The 13476-nt window shown below is 62.2% G+C and carries 17 protein-coding genes; 9 read left to right on the top strand and 8 right to left on the bottom strand.

Annotation, left to right across the window (positions count from 1 at the left end; genetic code table 11):
• Window positions 1-17: 17 nt before the first annotated feature.
• The 4 genes from ACFQL3_RS08265 (at window position 18) to ACFQL3_RS08250 (ending at window position 3882) form a co-directional block, all read left to right on the top strand.
• Window positions 18-419 (top strand): fluoride efflux transporter FluC, encoded by a 402-nt coding sequence (locus ACFQL3_RS08265; protein ID WP_377053157.1) that lies wholly within the window; start codon window positions 18-20, stop codon window positions 417-419.
• Window positions 420-767, top strand: coding sequence for a fluoride efflux transporter FluC (locus ACFQL3_RS08260; protein ID WP_377053155.1), 348 nt, complete (start codon window positions 420-422; stop codon window positions 765-767).
• Between the two features lie 170 nt (window positions 768-937).
• Entirely contained in the window at window positions 938-3349 is a 2412-nt protein-coding gene (gene gghA / locus ACFQL3_RS08255; RefSeq protein WP_377053153.1) for a glucosylglycerol hydrolase, read from the top strand.
• A 137-nt stretch (window positions 3350-3486) separates the two neighbouring features.
• Window positions 3487-3882: a hypothetical protein gene (locus ACFQL3_RS08250; protein ID WP_377053151.1), complete on the top strand. Its 396-nt coding sequence runs from the start codon at window positions 3487-3489 to the stop codon at window positions 3880-3882.
• Window positions 3883-3970: 88 nt separating this feature from the next.
• Here the strand turns inward: ACFQL3_RS08250 and ACFQL3_RS08245 are convergent, their stop codons facing one another.
• Window positions 3971-4255: a DUF7550 family protein gene (locus ACFQL3_RS08245; protein WP_377053149.1), complete on the bottom strand. Its 285-nt coding sequence runs from the start codon at window positions 4253-4255 to the stop codon at window positions 3971-3973.
• Between the two features lie 214 nt (window positions 4256-4469).
• On the opposite strand from ACFQL3_RS08245, the gene ACFQL3_RS08240 reads away from it, so the two are divergent.
• Entirely contained in the window at window positions 4470-6143 is a 1674-nt protein-coding gene (locus ACFQL3_RS08240; protein ID WP_377053147.1) for a glycoside hydrolase family 13 protein, read from the top strand.
• A gap of 32 nt (window positions 6144-6175) precedes the next feature.
• Here ACFQL3_RS08240 and ACFQL3_RS08235 read toward each other — a convergent pair whose 3' ends face one another.
• From ACFQL3_RS08235 to ACFQL3_RS08225, 3 genes are all read right to left on the bottom strand, one after another.
• Entirely contained in the window at window positions 6176-7582 is a 1407-nt protein-coding gene (locus ACFQL3_RS08235; RefSeq protein WP_377053145.1) for a multicopper oxidase family protein, read from the bottom strand.
• A 6-nt stretch (window positions 7583-7588) separates the two neighbouring features.
• The gene (locus ACFQL3_RS08230) at window positions 7589-7816 is read right to left on the bottom strand and encodes a hypothetical protein (protein ID WP_377053143.1); all 228 of its coding nucleotides are present in this window, start codon (window positions 7814-7816) and stop codon (window positions 7589-7591) included.
• A gap of 391 nt (window positions 7817-8207) precedes the next feature.
• Window positions 8208-8621 (bottom strand): PadR family transcriptional regulator, encoded by a 414-nt coding sequence (locus ACFQL3_RS08225; protein WP_377053141.1) that lies wholly within the window; start codon window positions 8619-8621, stop codon window positions 8208-8210.
• Window positions 8622-8766: 145 nt separating this feature from the next.
• On the opposite strand from ACFQL3_RS08225, the gene ACFQL3_RS08220 reads away from it, so the two are divergent.
• The gene (locus tag ACFQL3_RS08220) at window positions 8767-9387 is read left to right on the top strand and encodes a hypothetical protein (protein WP_377053139.1); all 621 of its coding nucleotides are present in this window, start codon (window positions 8767-8769) and stop codon (window positions 9385-9387) included.
• A 15-nt stretch (window positions 9388-9402) separates the two neighbouring features.
• On the opposite strand, the gene ACFQL3_RS08215 is transcribed toward ACFQL3_RS08220, so the two are convergent.
• Window positions 9403-9939 (bottom strand): GNAT family N-acetyltransferase, encoded by a 537-nt coding sequence (locus ACFQL3_RS08215; protein WP_377053137.1) that lies wholly within the window; start codon window positions 9937-9939, stop codon window positions 9403-9405.
• A 112-nt stretch (window positions 9940-10051) separates the two neighbouring features.
• Here ACFQL3_RS08215 and ACFQL3_RS08210 point away from each other — a divergent pair, with 112 nt between their 5' ends.
• On the top strand, window positions 10052-10891 hold the full coding sequence (locus ACFQL3_RS08210) for a hypothetical protein (protein WP_377053135.1): 840 nt from the start codon (window positions 10052-10054) through the stop codon (window positions 10889-10891).
• A gap of 54 nt (window positions 10892-10945) precedes the next feature.
• Window positions 10946-11761, top strand: coding sequence for an imidazole glycerol phosphate synthase subunit HisF (hisF, locus tag ACFQL3_RS08205; protein ID WP_377053133.1), 816 nt, complete (start codon window positions 10946-10948; stop codon window positions 11759-11761).
• Between the two features lie 112 nt (window positions 11762-11873).
• Here the strand turns inward: hisF and ACFQL3_RS08200 are convergent, their stop codons facing one another.
• Window positions 11874-12149: a hypothetical protein gene (locus ACFQL3_RS08200; protein WP_377053131.1), complete on the bottom strand. Its 276-nt coding sequence runs from the start codon at window positions 12147-12149 to the stop codon at window positions 11874-11876.
• Window positions 12150-12249: 100 nt separating this feature from the next.
• Between ACFQL3_RS08200 and ACFQL3_RS08195 the strand changes: the two genes are divergently transcribed.
• Window positions 12250-12603 carry a hypothetical protein gene (locus ACFQL3_RS08195; RefSeq protein ID WP_377053129.1) on the top strand — a complete coding sequence of 118 codons (354 nt, stop codon included), beginning with the start codon at window positions 12250-12252 and terminating at the stop codon, window positions 12601-12603.
• A 111-nt stretch (window positions 12604-12714) separates the two neighbouring features.
• Here ACFQL3_RS08195 and ACFQL3_RS08190 read toward each other — a convergent pair whose 3' ends face one another.
• Both ACFQL3_RS08190 and ACFQL3_RS08185 read right to left on the bottom strand, forming a co-directional pair.
• On the bottom strand, window positions 12715-12894 hold the full coding sequence (locus tag ACFQL3_RS08190) for a multidrug transporter (RefSeq protein WP_377053127.1): 180 nt from the start codon (window positions 12892-12894) through the stop codon (window positions 12715-12717).
• A gap of 257 nt (window positions 12895-13151) precedes the next feature.
• Entirely contained in the window at window positions 13152-13436 is a 285-nt protein-coding gene (locus ACFQL3_RS08185; protein ID WP_377053125.1) for a DNA-directed RNA polymerase subunit L, read from the bottom strand.
• Window positions 13437-13476: the final 40 nt, after the last annotated feature.

Genomic DNA, 13476 nt, shown 5'->3' with positions numbered 1-13476 from the left:
ACAGGTGGGACTCTACAATGTCAGGCCCTCATCCACTCGTGCGTCTGGAAACGGTACTGTTGATCGCCGTCGGCGGCTTCGCTGGCTCGAACCTGCGCTACTTCGTCGAACTGACCATCCCATCGACGCTCGGGGCGACGTTCGCCGTCAACGTTCTCGGTAGTTTCGCGCTCGCGCTGATCCTCTACGAGGCGTCGATGATCGGCGCGCTCTCGGACAAGTCCCAGTTCGTCTTCGGCACGGGCTTTCTCTCCTCGTTTACGACGTTCAGCACCTTCGTGCTGGACGTGGTCACCGCCGACCCGCTGATCGGACTCGGCTACATCTTCGCCAGTTACGTCACCGGCTTTGCGGCCGTGTTTCTGGGGCGCGTAGTCGTACACCGGGTCGTCGCGCCGAGGGTCGAGGAGGTGGCGTAGATGGAGCCAGCATATCTCCTCGGGGCGGGCGGTGCGATCGGTGCGGTCCTCCGCTACGCCGTCGGTGAGTCGCTTCCGGCCGCCCAGTTCCCATGGGCCACGCTGGTCGTGAACGTGATCGGAAGCTTCGTGCTCGGACTGGTCGCGTTCGGCGGCGTCGGCGAAGGCGCGATGCTGTTCGTCGGCGTCGGCGCGTGTGGTTCCTTCACCACTTTCTCCTCGTTTTCGTTTGTCGCGGTCGACCTCTGGGACCGCGGGCAACAGTGGATGTCGGCGCTCCACGTCGTCGGGAACCTCGTCGGCGGGCTCATCGCAATGGGAATCGCGCTACTGCTCGTTCAGGCGTAGCCCCAGACGAGTCCACACCTCCAGAGCTGATCGACTAACTACCCGGTCATCCGGCGTATCGAAAAGTATTATCAACACCTGTTACGACAAACCTAGGCAGCAGGCCATCGGTGGACCGGAGATACGGCGGCGCGCCCCGTCGACTCCCGGCCACGGACTGAGGAGATAGCATGAGTGAGCACACATCGGACCCCTGTACGTTGCACGAACGTCGGACTGAACGACTCTGTGAATGGACGGTGGACCGACTGAAGCGCCACGACGAGTCCTTCGAAGGCGCTCAGGTCGTCGTCGAGCGACTCGGCGCGCACGTTGACGGCGACGTCGCGGAGTTCGGCTTCTGGACGCCGGAGCTGGTCGACGAAGGCGTTGGCCCCGACGATGTCTCTCTGGAACTGTTCACGCCGGTCGAAGACGTCGATCCAGGTGCGGACAAGGCCACGACAACGTTCCGCCACGAGCGCGTGCCGACTCGACGTCAGGGCGAGTACACCTGGGCCGCCGTCGAGGGAGCACAGCCAGGAACCCGGGAGACGCTCGGAACACTCTACCGTCTCACCTACGAGACCGACGAGGGCTGGGAGACGATTCAGGACCCGCTCGCGTACTCGCTCCCGTTCGGCGCGTACGCCCCCGCGGAGCTATACGACGTCGACGCGCTGAACGCGAGTCGTCCGGATCGGGGGTACTTCGAGTCGCTGGGCGCCGACGAGGAACCGGTCGGGACGAGCGAGCACGACGGGCTTCCGCGGGTCGACCCGGCGACGAATCTGCTCGAACTGCACCCCGGCACCACCTCGGAAGCGGGGTCGCTCGGGGGACTTGCGCGTCGCTACGAGGAGATCGCCCGCAAACAGCGCGAGGGCGAGGCACTGACTCCGATGGAGCGGAACTTCGCGGGCTACGACGGCGTGCAGGTGATGCCGATCGCGCCGATCGTCGAGAGCGACCACCAGCCGAATCACTTCGAGATCGACGGCCCGATTACGGACCCGGAGCCGACCGATGTCGAGATCACGACTCGCTCCCCCGACATGGTCAACTGGGGCTACGACATCGTTGTCTCGGGCTTCTCGGCGATCAACCCCGCGGTGCTCGAAACCGGCCGTCCGGACGAACTGGTCGACTTCATCGCAACCCTCCACGAGATGCCGACGCCGATGCGGGTCGTCTTCGACATCGCGCTCGGCCACGCCGATAACGGTGCGCTCCCGCTACTCAACGACTACTACTTCGAGGGGCCGGGAATGTACGGGCAGGAACTGGACTACCGCCAACCGACCGTTCGGGCGATCCTGCTCGAACTCCAGCGGCGAAAGATGAACTGGGGGGCCGACGGTATTCGCGTCGACGGTGCACAGGACTTCACCTACTGGGACTCCGAGACGGAACAGGAGTACCACGACGACGCGTATCTCACCGAGATGGACGAGGTCACCCAGGAGATAGCCGGTACCGAGTACCGGCCGTGGATGATCTTCGAGGACGGCCGGCCGTGGCCCGAGGAGGACTGGGAACTCGCCTCTACCTACCGCGAACTGATCGAGGACCACCCCCACTCGTTCCAGTGGGGACCGGTTACGTTCGCCCACAACACGCCTGCGATCCTCACCTTCTGGGCGAGCAAATGGTGGCGTGTCGAAGAGCTAGCTGATCTGGGCGACCACTGGATCTCCGGCGTCGCCAACCACGATACGATGCGCCGCGGCGCGCAGGTCGAGGTCGGCAAGGAGTGGGACGCCACCCAGGAGAACCCGTATCTCGCCGAGACGCTCCGTGGAACGATCGAACGCGCCTACGACAACCCGGCCTCGAACGCGCTGATGTACTGTTTCCTCCCGGGCGTCCCGATGGACTTCGCTCACGGCAACGCCCGCGCACCGTGGTACTTCACCCGCGATACCGACGATAGCTGGAACGTCAAAGTCGTCGCCAACGGCGCGTACTTCGTCGACTGGTACGTCACCGACGAGGCGTTCGCAGATCCCGAACAGTTCACCCGACTCGGAGAACTCGGCTTCGAGAGCGCAGACGCCCTGTGTGCGTTCGGCCACACCCTCGCCGCGATCGGGGAGGCCGTCGACTTCGATCTGGAGGAGATGGCACCACTGCTCGACGCGACCAATCCGCCCCTCGGCGACGGACCGCTGACGCCCGACGACCTCGAAGCCTACGCGCTCGCCTGGATGCGCGACGTCGCCGAGTTTGCCAATCTCGTTCATTACGAGGACGAACAGGACGCCGACCGGACGGCCTTCGACCTGCGCATCCGCGAGTTCCGCCACGACCGGCCGTGGCTCCGCGAGACGCTCGACGAGGGCGAGCTCTTCGACTACCGTCACCCGACGGACGGATCTGTACTCTACTACGGTCGGCGGAGTGCGCCCGACGACAGTGAAGAGCTCCTGTTCGTGGCAAATATGGAGGGACGGGCGGCGACAGTCACGCCGACCGACCTCGTCGACGAGGCGGGCGACGGCTGGGAAGTCGCGCTGGCAACTCCAGCCCTCGACGAGGTCGCTGCCGATGAACCGTTGACGCTGAACGACAGCGAGGCGGTCGTGTTCTCCCGGACTCGCTGAAACGGCCATACACTCTGTCACGGAGAGGGCCGAGACTCGCAAACGTTATCCCTGTGAGAAGAGGGAGTCCCGATGGATTCTCTGTGTCTAGCGTTGTCAAGATAATACTTTATGCGATGTCCACATTCGTTGACAGTATGACCGGTACCCAATTTAAAAACGGAAAACATAATATCGAGAAATGGAATGACGTATTTGAGGTCCTCACAGCTGAACCCCGTCGGCAACTGATCGTCTCGTTGCTGGACACCGAGGGAGCAGTTCCCCTGCCCGAGAGTGCCGTCAATCCGAACGCTCCCGCCGACTCGGAGGCACTGAAAGTAGAGCTGTATCACCGCCACCTGCCATTGCTGGCGGACCGAGAGTTCGTCGAGTGGAAAACTGATCCCCTCGTCGTGGAACGTGGTCCGCGGTTCGAGGAAGTCGCGGCCGTCTTTGAGGCACTTCACACCTCCACGGGCCGGATCCCCGATTCGCTGGTCGTTGGTTGCCAGCGCCTCGAACAGGAGCGACACCTGTCTACTGGCGATTAATACGTCTCCCGGATACGCACGCAGCGGTAGCAGGGATCGAAAGCCAGCGATGACGCGACGCGATTTGCAGTCCTCAGGTACGGCGTCTTCAGAGCAACAGCGGGATGCCGAACGCGACTACGAGACCGACCGCGGTGATCAGGCCGCCGATCAGTGCCTGACGGTTGCTGTACGCGCTCTGCGGGGCAGTCGTCCGCCCCTCGACGGTCGCTGGGCTGTCGGCGTCCTCATCCGATTCCGTGGGTTCTGACGTCGACTCGGGCTCTTCGAACTCCTCGTCGTCCTCGCTACCCTCACCGAACGGGACGTCCGTCTTGCTGGGGTTCTGGTCGACTGCGAGTTCGTCGTCGGCCTCGTCGTCAGCATCGGTCATAGGCGGATGTTTACGACGGGTGAACTTAAGCAGTTCTGTCCGCCGATGAGGGCTCCAGACTGTCCAGTCGAGATTCGCGGGGTGACGGCCCGCCCTTCCGACGTTGAACCGCTGGGGGACCGTGCTCAGCGGTCCGAGCCAATAGATACACCGGTAGAGGCCGTAAAGAAACGGATCACTGTCTTTTTGACTGTCCATTGCTGACAATCTGGCAATGACGAGAACCGACGAGCAGTCTCCTGACCGTGACTGGTGGAAGGAGGCAGTAGTCTATCAGATATACCCGCGAAGCTTCAACGACTCGGACGGCGACGGGATCGGTGACATCCCGGGCATCGTCGAAAAAGTCGACTATCTCGACGCGCTCGGCGTCGACGTCGTCTGGCTCAACCCCGTCTACGAGTCCCCGATGGCCGACAACGGCTACGACATCGCAGACTACCAGTCGATCCACCCCGAGTTCGGGACGATGGACGACTGGCAGACGCTACTCGACGAACTCCACGACCGCGACATGCGGCTCATCATGGACCTCGTCGTTAACCACACCTCCGACGAGCACGAGTGGTTCCAGCAGTCCCGGCAGGGTAACCCCGAGTACGAGGACTACTACTACTGGCGTGAGGGAGACCCGGAGGAACCGCCGAACAACTGGGAGTCCTTCTTCGGTGGCCCGGCCTGGAGCTGGGACGACGAACGCGAGGCGTGGTATCTCCACCTCTTCGACGAGAAACAGCCCGATCTCAACTGGCGCAACGAGGCCGTCCGCGAGGAGATCCACGACATGATGAACTGGTGGCTCGACCACGGTATCGACGGCTTCCGCATGGACGTTATCAACCTCGTCTCCAAGACGGAGGGCCTACCGGATGGCGAACACGGCGGTGCTTCACACTTCGTCGGCGGCCCACGCATCCTCGAGTACATCGGCGAGATGGTCGATGAAACCGTCGCCGGCCGTGACGTCATGACCGTCGGCGAGATGGTCGGCGTCGATGCCGACCGCGCCCGCGAGTACGTCGCCGAGGAGGGGACCGGCCTCTCGATGCTGATCCACTTCGAGCATATGGGCGTCGACACCGGCCACGACAAGTGGGACCTGCAGGAACTCGATCTGCGCGAACTCAAGCGCATCATCGGCTCCTGGCAGAACACCCTCGCCGAGGACGGCTGGAACTGTAACTATCTCACTAACCACGACCAGCCCCGCGCAGTATCGCGCTTCGGCGACGACGGAGAGTATCGCGAGGAGTCCGCGAAGATGCTCGCCACCTTCCAGTTCACCCTGCAGGGGACGCCGTTCGTGTTCCAGGGCGAGGAGATAGGCATGACCAACACGAGTTTCGAGGATCCCGACCGGATCCGGGACGTCGAAGCGAAGAACTTCACTGAGATGTCACTCGGCGACTGGGCCGACGACTACGAGGAGGACGTCCGGCCGATTCTCGAAAACATGAGCCGTGACAACGCCCGGACGCCGATGCAGTGGGACGGCTCCGAGCACGCGGGCTTCACCGACGGCGAGCCCTGGATCCACGTCACCGACAACTACGACGAAGTAAACGTCGCGGCTGCTCGTGCCGACGAAGAGTCCATCTGGCACTACTACCGCGAACTGATGGATCTCCGCGAGGAGCGGGACGTCTTCGTCTACGGCGACTACGAACTGATCGATCCCCAACACGGCGAGGTGTTCGCCTACCGGCGCCGACTCGACGACGACGAACTGATCGTCGTCTGTAACTTCTTTAACGGTCATCCCCACATCCACATCGGCGATCTCGCAGACGACGCCGAACTCGTCGTCAGCAACTACGACGTCGACGAGACTCCGGAGGATCGAGTGCTGGAGCTACGACCCTACGAAGCACGCGTCTACCAGCAGTAGTTCTGAATCGCAGACCAGGCAAATCGTTTCGATCACTGTTCGTAGCGAATGACCCGCGCCATACCGGTCTCCAGGTGATAGAGATGGTGGCAGTGGAAGAACCAGCCGCCGGGGTTCGATGCGACGAAGTCGAACGTCACCTGGCCCATGCGACCGGGCACGACGACGGTGTCTTTGAGTACGTCGCCGACTCTGAACTGATGTCCGTGAAGATGCATCGGATGGCGTATCGGACTTCGGTTGACCATCCGGAACCGAACGTGCTCCCCTGGGGCGATATAGATCGGATCGGCATCAGGGTAGGTCTGTCCGTTGATAGTCCACGCGTCGCCACTCATCATCGTCCCTGATAGGGTTAGATCGACCGTCCGGTCAGGAGTCCCCTCGGACGCGGCCTGTGAGTCGGTCGATCGGAGGTCCGTTAGCTGGAGCATCCGACGGCCGATCCCTCCCTCGGTGATCCGCCCGTCACTCCCCTCGTAATCGAGTATCGCTCGGCCGGGAGGCGTCGACGAGCGGACCGGCCTGATCCGGATCGGCCATCGTCCCGGCGACTGCGCCTCGACCACGACGTCGTATCGTTCCTCCATGCCGATCTCCAGCGTATCGACGGAGACAGGCTCGACAGCAGGGCCGTCAGTGTGCGTGACGAGTAGCTCGTGTCCCTCGATCCCGAATCGGTAGGTCGCTGCTGCTGCCGCGTTGATCAGTCGGAGTCTGATGCGCTCGCCTTCCTCGACGTCGACGTGTGTTGGTTCGCGAGGGAGCTGTCCGTTCACGAGCGTGCCGACTGCAGGTGGCGCATCGGGGAATCCGCCGCCCATGCCCCGGCCGTTCCTCGACGAGGTCTCTACCCGCGGCTCACCGGGGAGGTGCTCGTCGAGAATGAGTGTTTCCTCCGTATCGTACTCGACGTGGTGATCGCTCTCTTCGATAATGAGTGGGCCCAGAAGTTCCCGATCCAGTTGCAGGCCGACATGGCTGTGATACCAGTGTGTGCCGGCCGGTTCAGTGTCGAACTCGTAGGTGAACTCCTCGCCCGGCTGGATCGCTTCCTGGGTGACGCCGGGTACGCCGTCCATCGCGTTGTCCCCGTCGAGGACCATCCCGTGCCAGTGGATCGTCGTCTCCTCCGGGAGGTCGTTTTCGATGACGACGCGAACGCGTTCGCCCTCGCGGGCCCGGATTTCCGGACCGGGGTACTCCTCGTCGTACGTCCAGCCGTCGTGGCGTTCGTCGGACGCCACCGAGACGTCGCTCTCGGTTGCTGTCAGGCGATACGTTCGGTCCGGATCACCGTACTCCGGTTCCGGCAACGGACCTGTTTCGGGCGAGCTATCACCGCCCGGAAAGTTGTCCAGACAGCCAGCGAGTCCGGCCGAGACTGTACCACCGGTAACTGCGAGCGCCTGTCGTCGAGTGAGTTTCTTTTCAGTCATGGGGAATCATCGCTCCTCGCGTAGCCGCCGGCATCGTGTTTCGAATTCTTCGTCGTCGAGTTCGCCGCGCGCGTACGGTTCGCGCAGTTCGGCGAGGGCTCGATCCGGCTCATCGCTGGACTGAAACTGGGAGCCCCGGCCGAGTACGACAAGGACGAGAACGATCAGTCCGACGAGCAACAACAGCCAGAGTATCCACCAGACACCGAACAGGCCCCAGCTCTCGTTCATCATCTCGCCAGTTCGCTGCTGCGGGGCGGCGATAGCAGTTGGGACTGCACCGAGCACGAGTCCTGCTAGAAGGACCCTATGCGCGATGCGGCCGAGACGGTGTAATGATGGCCTCATATGCCGGTCACAGTAGTAGATACGTCATTGTATGATATAGTGTGTATTGCAAAACATGTGACAGGCCAACTGACTACGACTCGGACGGCATCAACTGCCCCTGCAGGGGGCGCAGTTCTGTCCGTAGGCTGTTGCCCTCATCGTCCGGACGGTGCAGAATCCGAACCGGTGCTCCATCTGCAGGTGTGCGAGTCCGTTCCTGCGGTCTCAACTACTCCGAGCGACCGCCTAGCCTTGCCCGAAGAAATCCGTCAGAACTGGAGGAGAGTGCCCGCGGTTATCCGCCGTCAGGCCGCGGCGCGTTCTCGTACTTTTCCATCTTCTCGGGTCTGTCCGATATGGACTCGTAGATCCGCTGGAGCGTCTCCTCGGCGGCCAGTAGGTTGTGCTCCTCGAGGAACGCCCGTCCCTCCTCGGTCAGGCCGTAGAACTTCCACGGGTAGCCCTGCCGGTGCTCGCCGTCCGGCAGCGCGACCTCTTCGAGGACGCCCGCGTCGATGAGCTTCTGGACGTGCTTGTAGACGGTCGCCTCGCTGACGCTCGGGTTTAGCTGTTCGAGTTCGTACATCGACGGCAGTCCCTCGGGATGTTGCAGGACGTTGCTGAGGATGGCAAACCGCGTCTCCTGCGTGACGAAGTGCAGCAGTTCGCGGTTGTCCGCGCCCTCGTCCTCGCTCAGGTCGGTGCTCATACTGTGATCTACGCGAAGTGTCCATAAGTAGTTTACTCTGGAGTAAATCACTTTCGGGTAGATTACTTCGAGAGAAAGTACTCTAGAGGATCTGCTGGAGCAGTCGGACACAACGCCTATGCAACCCCGGTGAGACGACACCGATATGTCTAACGAGGAGTCGTCGTCCCCGAACGAGGGGCCCTCCCACGAAGCGCCGTCCACCTCCAGCGAACAGTCCGCGGACGAGGAGGATCCCTCCGTGCCCGGGGACGTCCTGACGAGTGCGACAGAGCGTCTCGACGCCGACGAGATCACGCTGGCCGACAACGAAGAGATCCTCCACGCGATGGCCGAACTCGGTCCGGTCTACGAGACGGATCGGTCGTACTTCGTGCTGGGGAACTACGACCGTGAGCCGATACGTCGGCTGAATCTCGTCGTCGACCGTCTCAATCGCCGCGGGGACGCCTACGCCTTCCGCATGGTCGACGTCCGCGGCGAGTGGGACAACAGTATCCAGAAGTTCTGCCTGATCGCCGACCTTGTCACCTATCTCGTCGGCGTCGCCGAGAAAGAGCAGAGCGGCTTCCTGGTCGAGCAGGGACTGCTCGTCGGCACTGAGGAGTACTTCGAGAGGAGCCACGTGCTGAAACGCGAGTACGAGGAGGACCACCCGTTCGGCTGGATGCAGGACGGCGTTTTCGAGCTATTCGAAGGGGAAGGGCGACTGTACCGCTGGCGGACGGTGTCTGATCTCGTAGAAGCGACTGAAGAACTGCCGTAAGGGGGCCGTGTGAGTTCACTGACGCTCGCGCCACTCGTCTTCCAGCAGGCCGTACCAGTAGACGTCCTGGAACTGGCCGTCGACGAACTCCGCGTCCCGGTGGACGCCTTCCTCTCGGAAGCCGACCGATTCGAGCAGCGCACTCGAGGCATCGTTGAACTCGAAAACGCGGGCCTCGATCCGATGGAGGCCGAGTTGCTGGAAGCCGTACTCGACAATCCGGGCGGCGGCGTCGCCGCCGTAGCCCATCCGGTGGTGGTCGGGTGCGACCCAGTAACCGAGTTCCGCAGTGTGGTTACCCGTATCCAGTTTGTCGAGGCCGATGGTCCCGACGGCGGTCCCTTCGTCCGTAATCAGGAGGTTCACGTTGTCTTCGGCACAGACGACGTCGTCGTAGAACTCCTCTTCCTGCTCGGCGTTGATCGGTCGGTCGCTCCCGATTGCCCGCCAGACCTGCGGATCGTTGACCTGCTGTTGCATGAACTGCAGGTCGGCCTTCTCGATGGTGCGTAACTCGACCTGCTCGCCCTGGAGAAACACGGGTCCGGGCATAGACTCTCGTACAGAAGCTACGGAGAAAAAACTGACTCTCTCCAGGCAGTCTCGATGGCCGGAGCCGAAACGCGGAAAGCCCTACTGACGCTACATATTGACGACAGGTCGCATGGAAGAGGCTCATCGGGTGTTCGGCTACAGGCGCCGGAGCGTCGCGCTCGACGTGCTCGTAGTGGCCACTGCGATCCCGGCGCTGCTGATCGGAGTTCATCTCCTGGCACCGGAGAGCCTGCGAACAACGCTCATCCTCCAGCACGGCGATCCGGAGCCACTGGAGTTTCTCACCGCCGCCTACGTCCACTCGAACGTCCCACATCTACGGAACAACGTCACTGGCTACGTCGCTGCAATCGTGATGGCCTACCTGCTCTGTCTCGAAGCAGGACGCCGTCGGTGGTTTTTCGCCACGCTCGGTGCGATACTGGTAGTCGTTCCGATAACGGTCAACGTCGTCAGCTACACGACCTTCGCGACGATGTTTCCCGGAGCACCGACGACGCGTGGCTTCTCGGCAGTCGTCGCCGCCGCCGGGGGGTTCGTCTACGTCGCCCTGCTCGTCCTGTTGCGAACCGCCTACTCGAAAAGCACCGCGACGTTTGCCGGCGCATTGATCTTCCTGATACTACTGGTGACGTTCTATCTCTCGCACGCCAGCGTCGTCGACCCGCTGGTGCTCGCCGGCGCGGCCGGGAGTTCAGTGTTGTGTCTCGGAGCGCTGGCCGTCAGCGTCCGCGGTCGACTCCCCAACGACCGGGCCAGTTGGATTCAACTCGGTGCCGAAGCGATTCCCGTTGGCCTTGTCACTGCCCTCCTCGTCGCCTTCGTCGTGGGACTGTTCCCCGAACGGGTCGTCGTCGACGGTATGATCATCAACGTCTACGCGCACTGGCTCGGTCTGGTCGGCGGCGTCGTCGTCAGTGCCGGACTGGAACGGATCGTCGCCGACTGACGCGCTTGCGTGGAGCGGTCCCTTTGTATACCCTCCCACACTACGGTCGGGCATATGGGCCTCACAAAGCGGATCATCCCCTGTATCGACGTGGATCTGGACGAAGAGGGCAACCCCGCGGTCTACACCGGCGTTCACTTCGAGGATCTCAAGTACACCGGCGACCCGGTCGAGATGGCAAAGCGGTACAACGAGGCCGGTGCCGACGAGTTCGTCTTCCTCGATATCACCGCCTCCGCGGAGGGGCGCGAGACGATGCTCGGCGTCGTCGAGGACGTCGCCGACGAGGTGTTCATTCCCCTCACTGTGGGCGGCGGCATCCGGACCCGTGCGGACATCAAGGAGACGCTCCGCGCCGGCGCGGACAAAGTCTCGATCACTACTGGCGCGCTCGAACGCCCCGACCTCATCAACGAGGGGGCGGCGGCCTTCGGCAGCCAGTGTATCGTTATCAGCGTCGATGCCCAGCGCCGCTACGACGAGGGGGGCGAACACTACGTCGAGGTCGACGGCGAGTCCTGCTGGTTCGAGTGCACGAAGAAGGGTGGCCGCGAGGGAACCGGCATCGACGTCGTCGAGTGGGCCACGGAGGCCGAACGCCGCGGCGCGGGCGAACTGTTCGTCAACTCCATCGACGCCGACGGGACCAAAGACGGCTACGACATCCCGCTGACGAAGGCAGTCTGTGATACCGTCGATACGCCCGTAATCGCGTCCTCTGGCTGTGGGGGACCCGAAGACGCCTACGATATATTCACTGAGGCGAACGCCGACGCCGCGCTTGCGGCATCGATATTCCACTTCGACGAGTATTCGATTCAGGAAGTGAAACAGTATCTGGACGAGCGGGACGTGCCTGTTCGGCTGTAGACCGTTCGTCTGTCGCTGCGAAGTTCGATTCTACACTTCTCGAAGTATACCGCTACAGTTCTCGAAGTGGTCTGTCACGATACTCGAACCACGTCGAAAACAAGCCACGACCTCACCCGCTCGATATCGGCGACACCGTCACCGCCCAGAGACTCAACAGCACGGCAGCGACGACCATCGTCCCGACCCAGCTATCGTCCGGCGCGGACTCGGCCGGGTCGTCGAGGAGAAGCCTGTACGCCGCAAACACCACCAGCGCGAGGCCGCCAAGCGCCATCAGCATGGACCCCGGCCCGATGATCTCGCCGGTGAGATTCACCGCGCCGACAGCCGCGAAAATGGCCCGGACTACCGCCGTCGACACGTAGAAGACGAGCGCTCTGATCATAGTCGAATGTAGCCGAGTTCGTGACTAAAACCTTCCTTCTCCGGCGCCGGGGAGGGGGGTTTCACGGGTCTTATATGTACCATCTCCCTAGGTTCAATGAATGGTCTACCGGTGCGAGCGCTGTGGAAAACCTCACGCACGCGACGACCCGCCCTGTACCGACTGTGGGTACGACTCGTTCAAGCAGTACGACGAGGAGACGTCGGCAACGGTCGAGACGGGCCCGAACTTCGTCTGGGCGTGTAGCGACTGCGGTCGCCAGCACGTCAAGCACACGCCCCCCTGCAGTCGCTGTGGCAGTCAGGAACTGGAGAAGATCGAACCTTCCTACGAACAACTCGATCGCGACCTCGAACGCCGGACCGGGTGGAAATCGATTGCGAGGCCGTACCTGCCGCTGATGGTGCTGATCGCGATTGCGGGACTCGGACTGATCGCGCTCATCGCGCTGTAATCGGTGCCGTGGAAGACGTTGGAGGGTCCAAACCGACCGATCAGTGACCCACCCGGACTGAACGGTGGGGGGGCGCGGACGGCCCGGTGATGACTGGATCCTAATTACTTATTACCCCAGTAGTCTTCGAACGACGAGTACGACGGCAATTCCGGCGACAGCGACGCCGATAATCGTTGGCACTAGCTGTTCGGATCCCCACTCCCAGCCAAGCATCTGCGTACCGACGATTGCGACGACAGCAACGAGCAATCCGATCACGGCACCCCAGGACGACTCGATCTGGTACATGTTCTCAACTATGTTCTCCGAGAACTCAAAAAGGGGGTGATCGACCGGCGACGCGTAGCTATGCCGTTTCAGACCGGGCAGGGTTCCTAGCCTTGAACTGCCTGTGGTGGCACGGCAGAGGCGAAACCGAAGCAGATGCTTTGCTGTGAGACATCTAAACAGGCCGAGTGTTTCGGAGCTTGACCCCGAGGCGGTTCACTGAACGGCATGGACGACCAGTGTCCGATCCGACACCACAACAGAAAAGCTAGTTCCGATCAGGCCGCCGTCTCGAAGGCATCGCGAAAGGCGTTCGTCTTGTCCCGAACTCGTCCCGCGCCGTCTTCAAGCGCGTCGAGCGGGTCCGTCGACTCGTCCGTCTTGATACCGAGGATCGGTTCGGTCTGTCCACCGGACTGCTCCGGGTTCATGTCGTAGGTCGCCGCAGTGACGCCTTCTGTCTCCAGTAGCGCGCCTTTGAGTACGTTCATGAAGGTGTGATCCTCTTCGCCGATTTCGATAGAGAGTTCGTCCTCAGTGTTTTCGATGACCCGTAGTTCCATGTCGACAAATTTGCTTGTGGCGGGTTTGTAGCTTTCGATA

The organism is Natronoarchaeum sp. GCM10025321, assembly GCF_042663585.1.
In the GTDB taxonomy this organism is placed as follows: domain Archaea; phylum Halobacteriota; class Halobacteria; order Halobacteriales; family Natronoarchaeaceae; genus Natranaeroarchaeum.
The sequence above is the reverse complement of the archived record's forward strand: the minus strand, read 5'-3'. Positions and strand labels throughout refer to the sequence as shown.

Coding starts and splice junctions, on each gene's coding strand:
- ACFQL3_RS08235 (WP_377053145.1), bottom strand. CDS start 7,582: ATGACTGAAAAGAAACTCACTCGACGACAGGCGCTCGCAGTTACCGGT.
- ACFQL3_RS08260 (WP_377053155.1), top strand. CDS start 420: ATGGAGCCAGCATATCTCCTCGGGGCGGGCGGTGCGATCGGTGCGGTC.
- ACFQL3_RS08215 (WP_377053137.1), bottom strand. CDS start 9,939: ATGCCCGGACCCGTGTTTCTCCAGGGCGAGCAGGTCGAGTTACGCACC.
- ACFQL3_RS08250 (WP_377053151.1), top strand. CDS start 3,487: ATGACCGGTACCCAATTTAAAAACGGAAAACATAATATCGAGAAATGG.
- ACFQL3_RS08200 (WP_377053131.1), bottom strand. CDS start 12,149: ATGATCAGAGCGCTCGTCTTCTACGTGTCGACGGCGGTAGTCCGGGCC.
- ACFQL3_RS08225 (WP_377053141.1), bottom strand. CDS start 8,621: ATGAGCACCGACCTGAGCGAGGACGAGGGCGCGGACAACCGCGAACTG.
- ACFQL3_RS08195 (WP_377053129.1), top strand. CDS start 12,250: ATGGTCTACCGGTGCGAGCGCTGTGGAAAACCTCACGCACGCGACGAC.
- ACFQL3_RS08190 (WP_377053127.1), bottom strand. CDS start 12,894: ATGTACCAGATCGAGTCGTCCTGGGGTGCCGTGATCGGATTGCTCGTT.
- ACFQL3_RS08240 (WP_377053147.1), top strand. CDS start 4,470: ATGACGAGAACCGACGAGCAGTCTCCTGACCGTGACTGGTGGAAGGAG.
- ACFQL3_RS08185 (WP_377053125.1), bottom strand. CDS start 13,436: ATGGAACTACGGGTCATCGAAAACACTGAGGACGAACTCTCTATCGAA.
- hisF (WP_377053133.1), top strand. CDS start 10,946: ATGGGCCTCACAAAGCGGATCATCCCCTGTATCGACGTGGATCTGGAC.
- ACFQL3_RS08245 (WP_377053149.1), bottom strand. CDS start 4,255: ATGACCGATGCTGACGACGAGGCCGACGACGAACTCGCAGTCGACCAG.
- ACFQL3_RS08265 (WP_377053157.1), top strand. CDS start 18: ATGTCAGGCCCTCATCCACTCGTGCGTCTGGAAACGGTACTGTTGATC.
- ACFQL3_RS08230 (WP_377053143.1), bottom strand. CDS start 7,816: ATGATGAACGAGAGCTGGGGCCTGTTCGGTGTCTGGTGGATACTCTGG.
- ACFQL3_RS08210 (WP_377053135.1), top strand. CDS start 10,052: ATGGAAGAGGCTCATCGGGTGTTCGGCTACAGGCGCCGGAGCGTCGCG.
- gghA (WP_377053153.1), top strand. CDS start 938: ATGAGTGAGCACACATCGGACCCCTGTACGTTGCACGAACGTCGGACT.
- ACFQL3_RS08220 (WP_377053139.1), top strand. CDS start 8,767: ATGTCTAACGAGGAGTCGTCGTCCCCGAACGAGGGGCCCTCCCACGAA.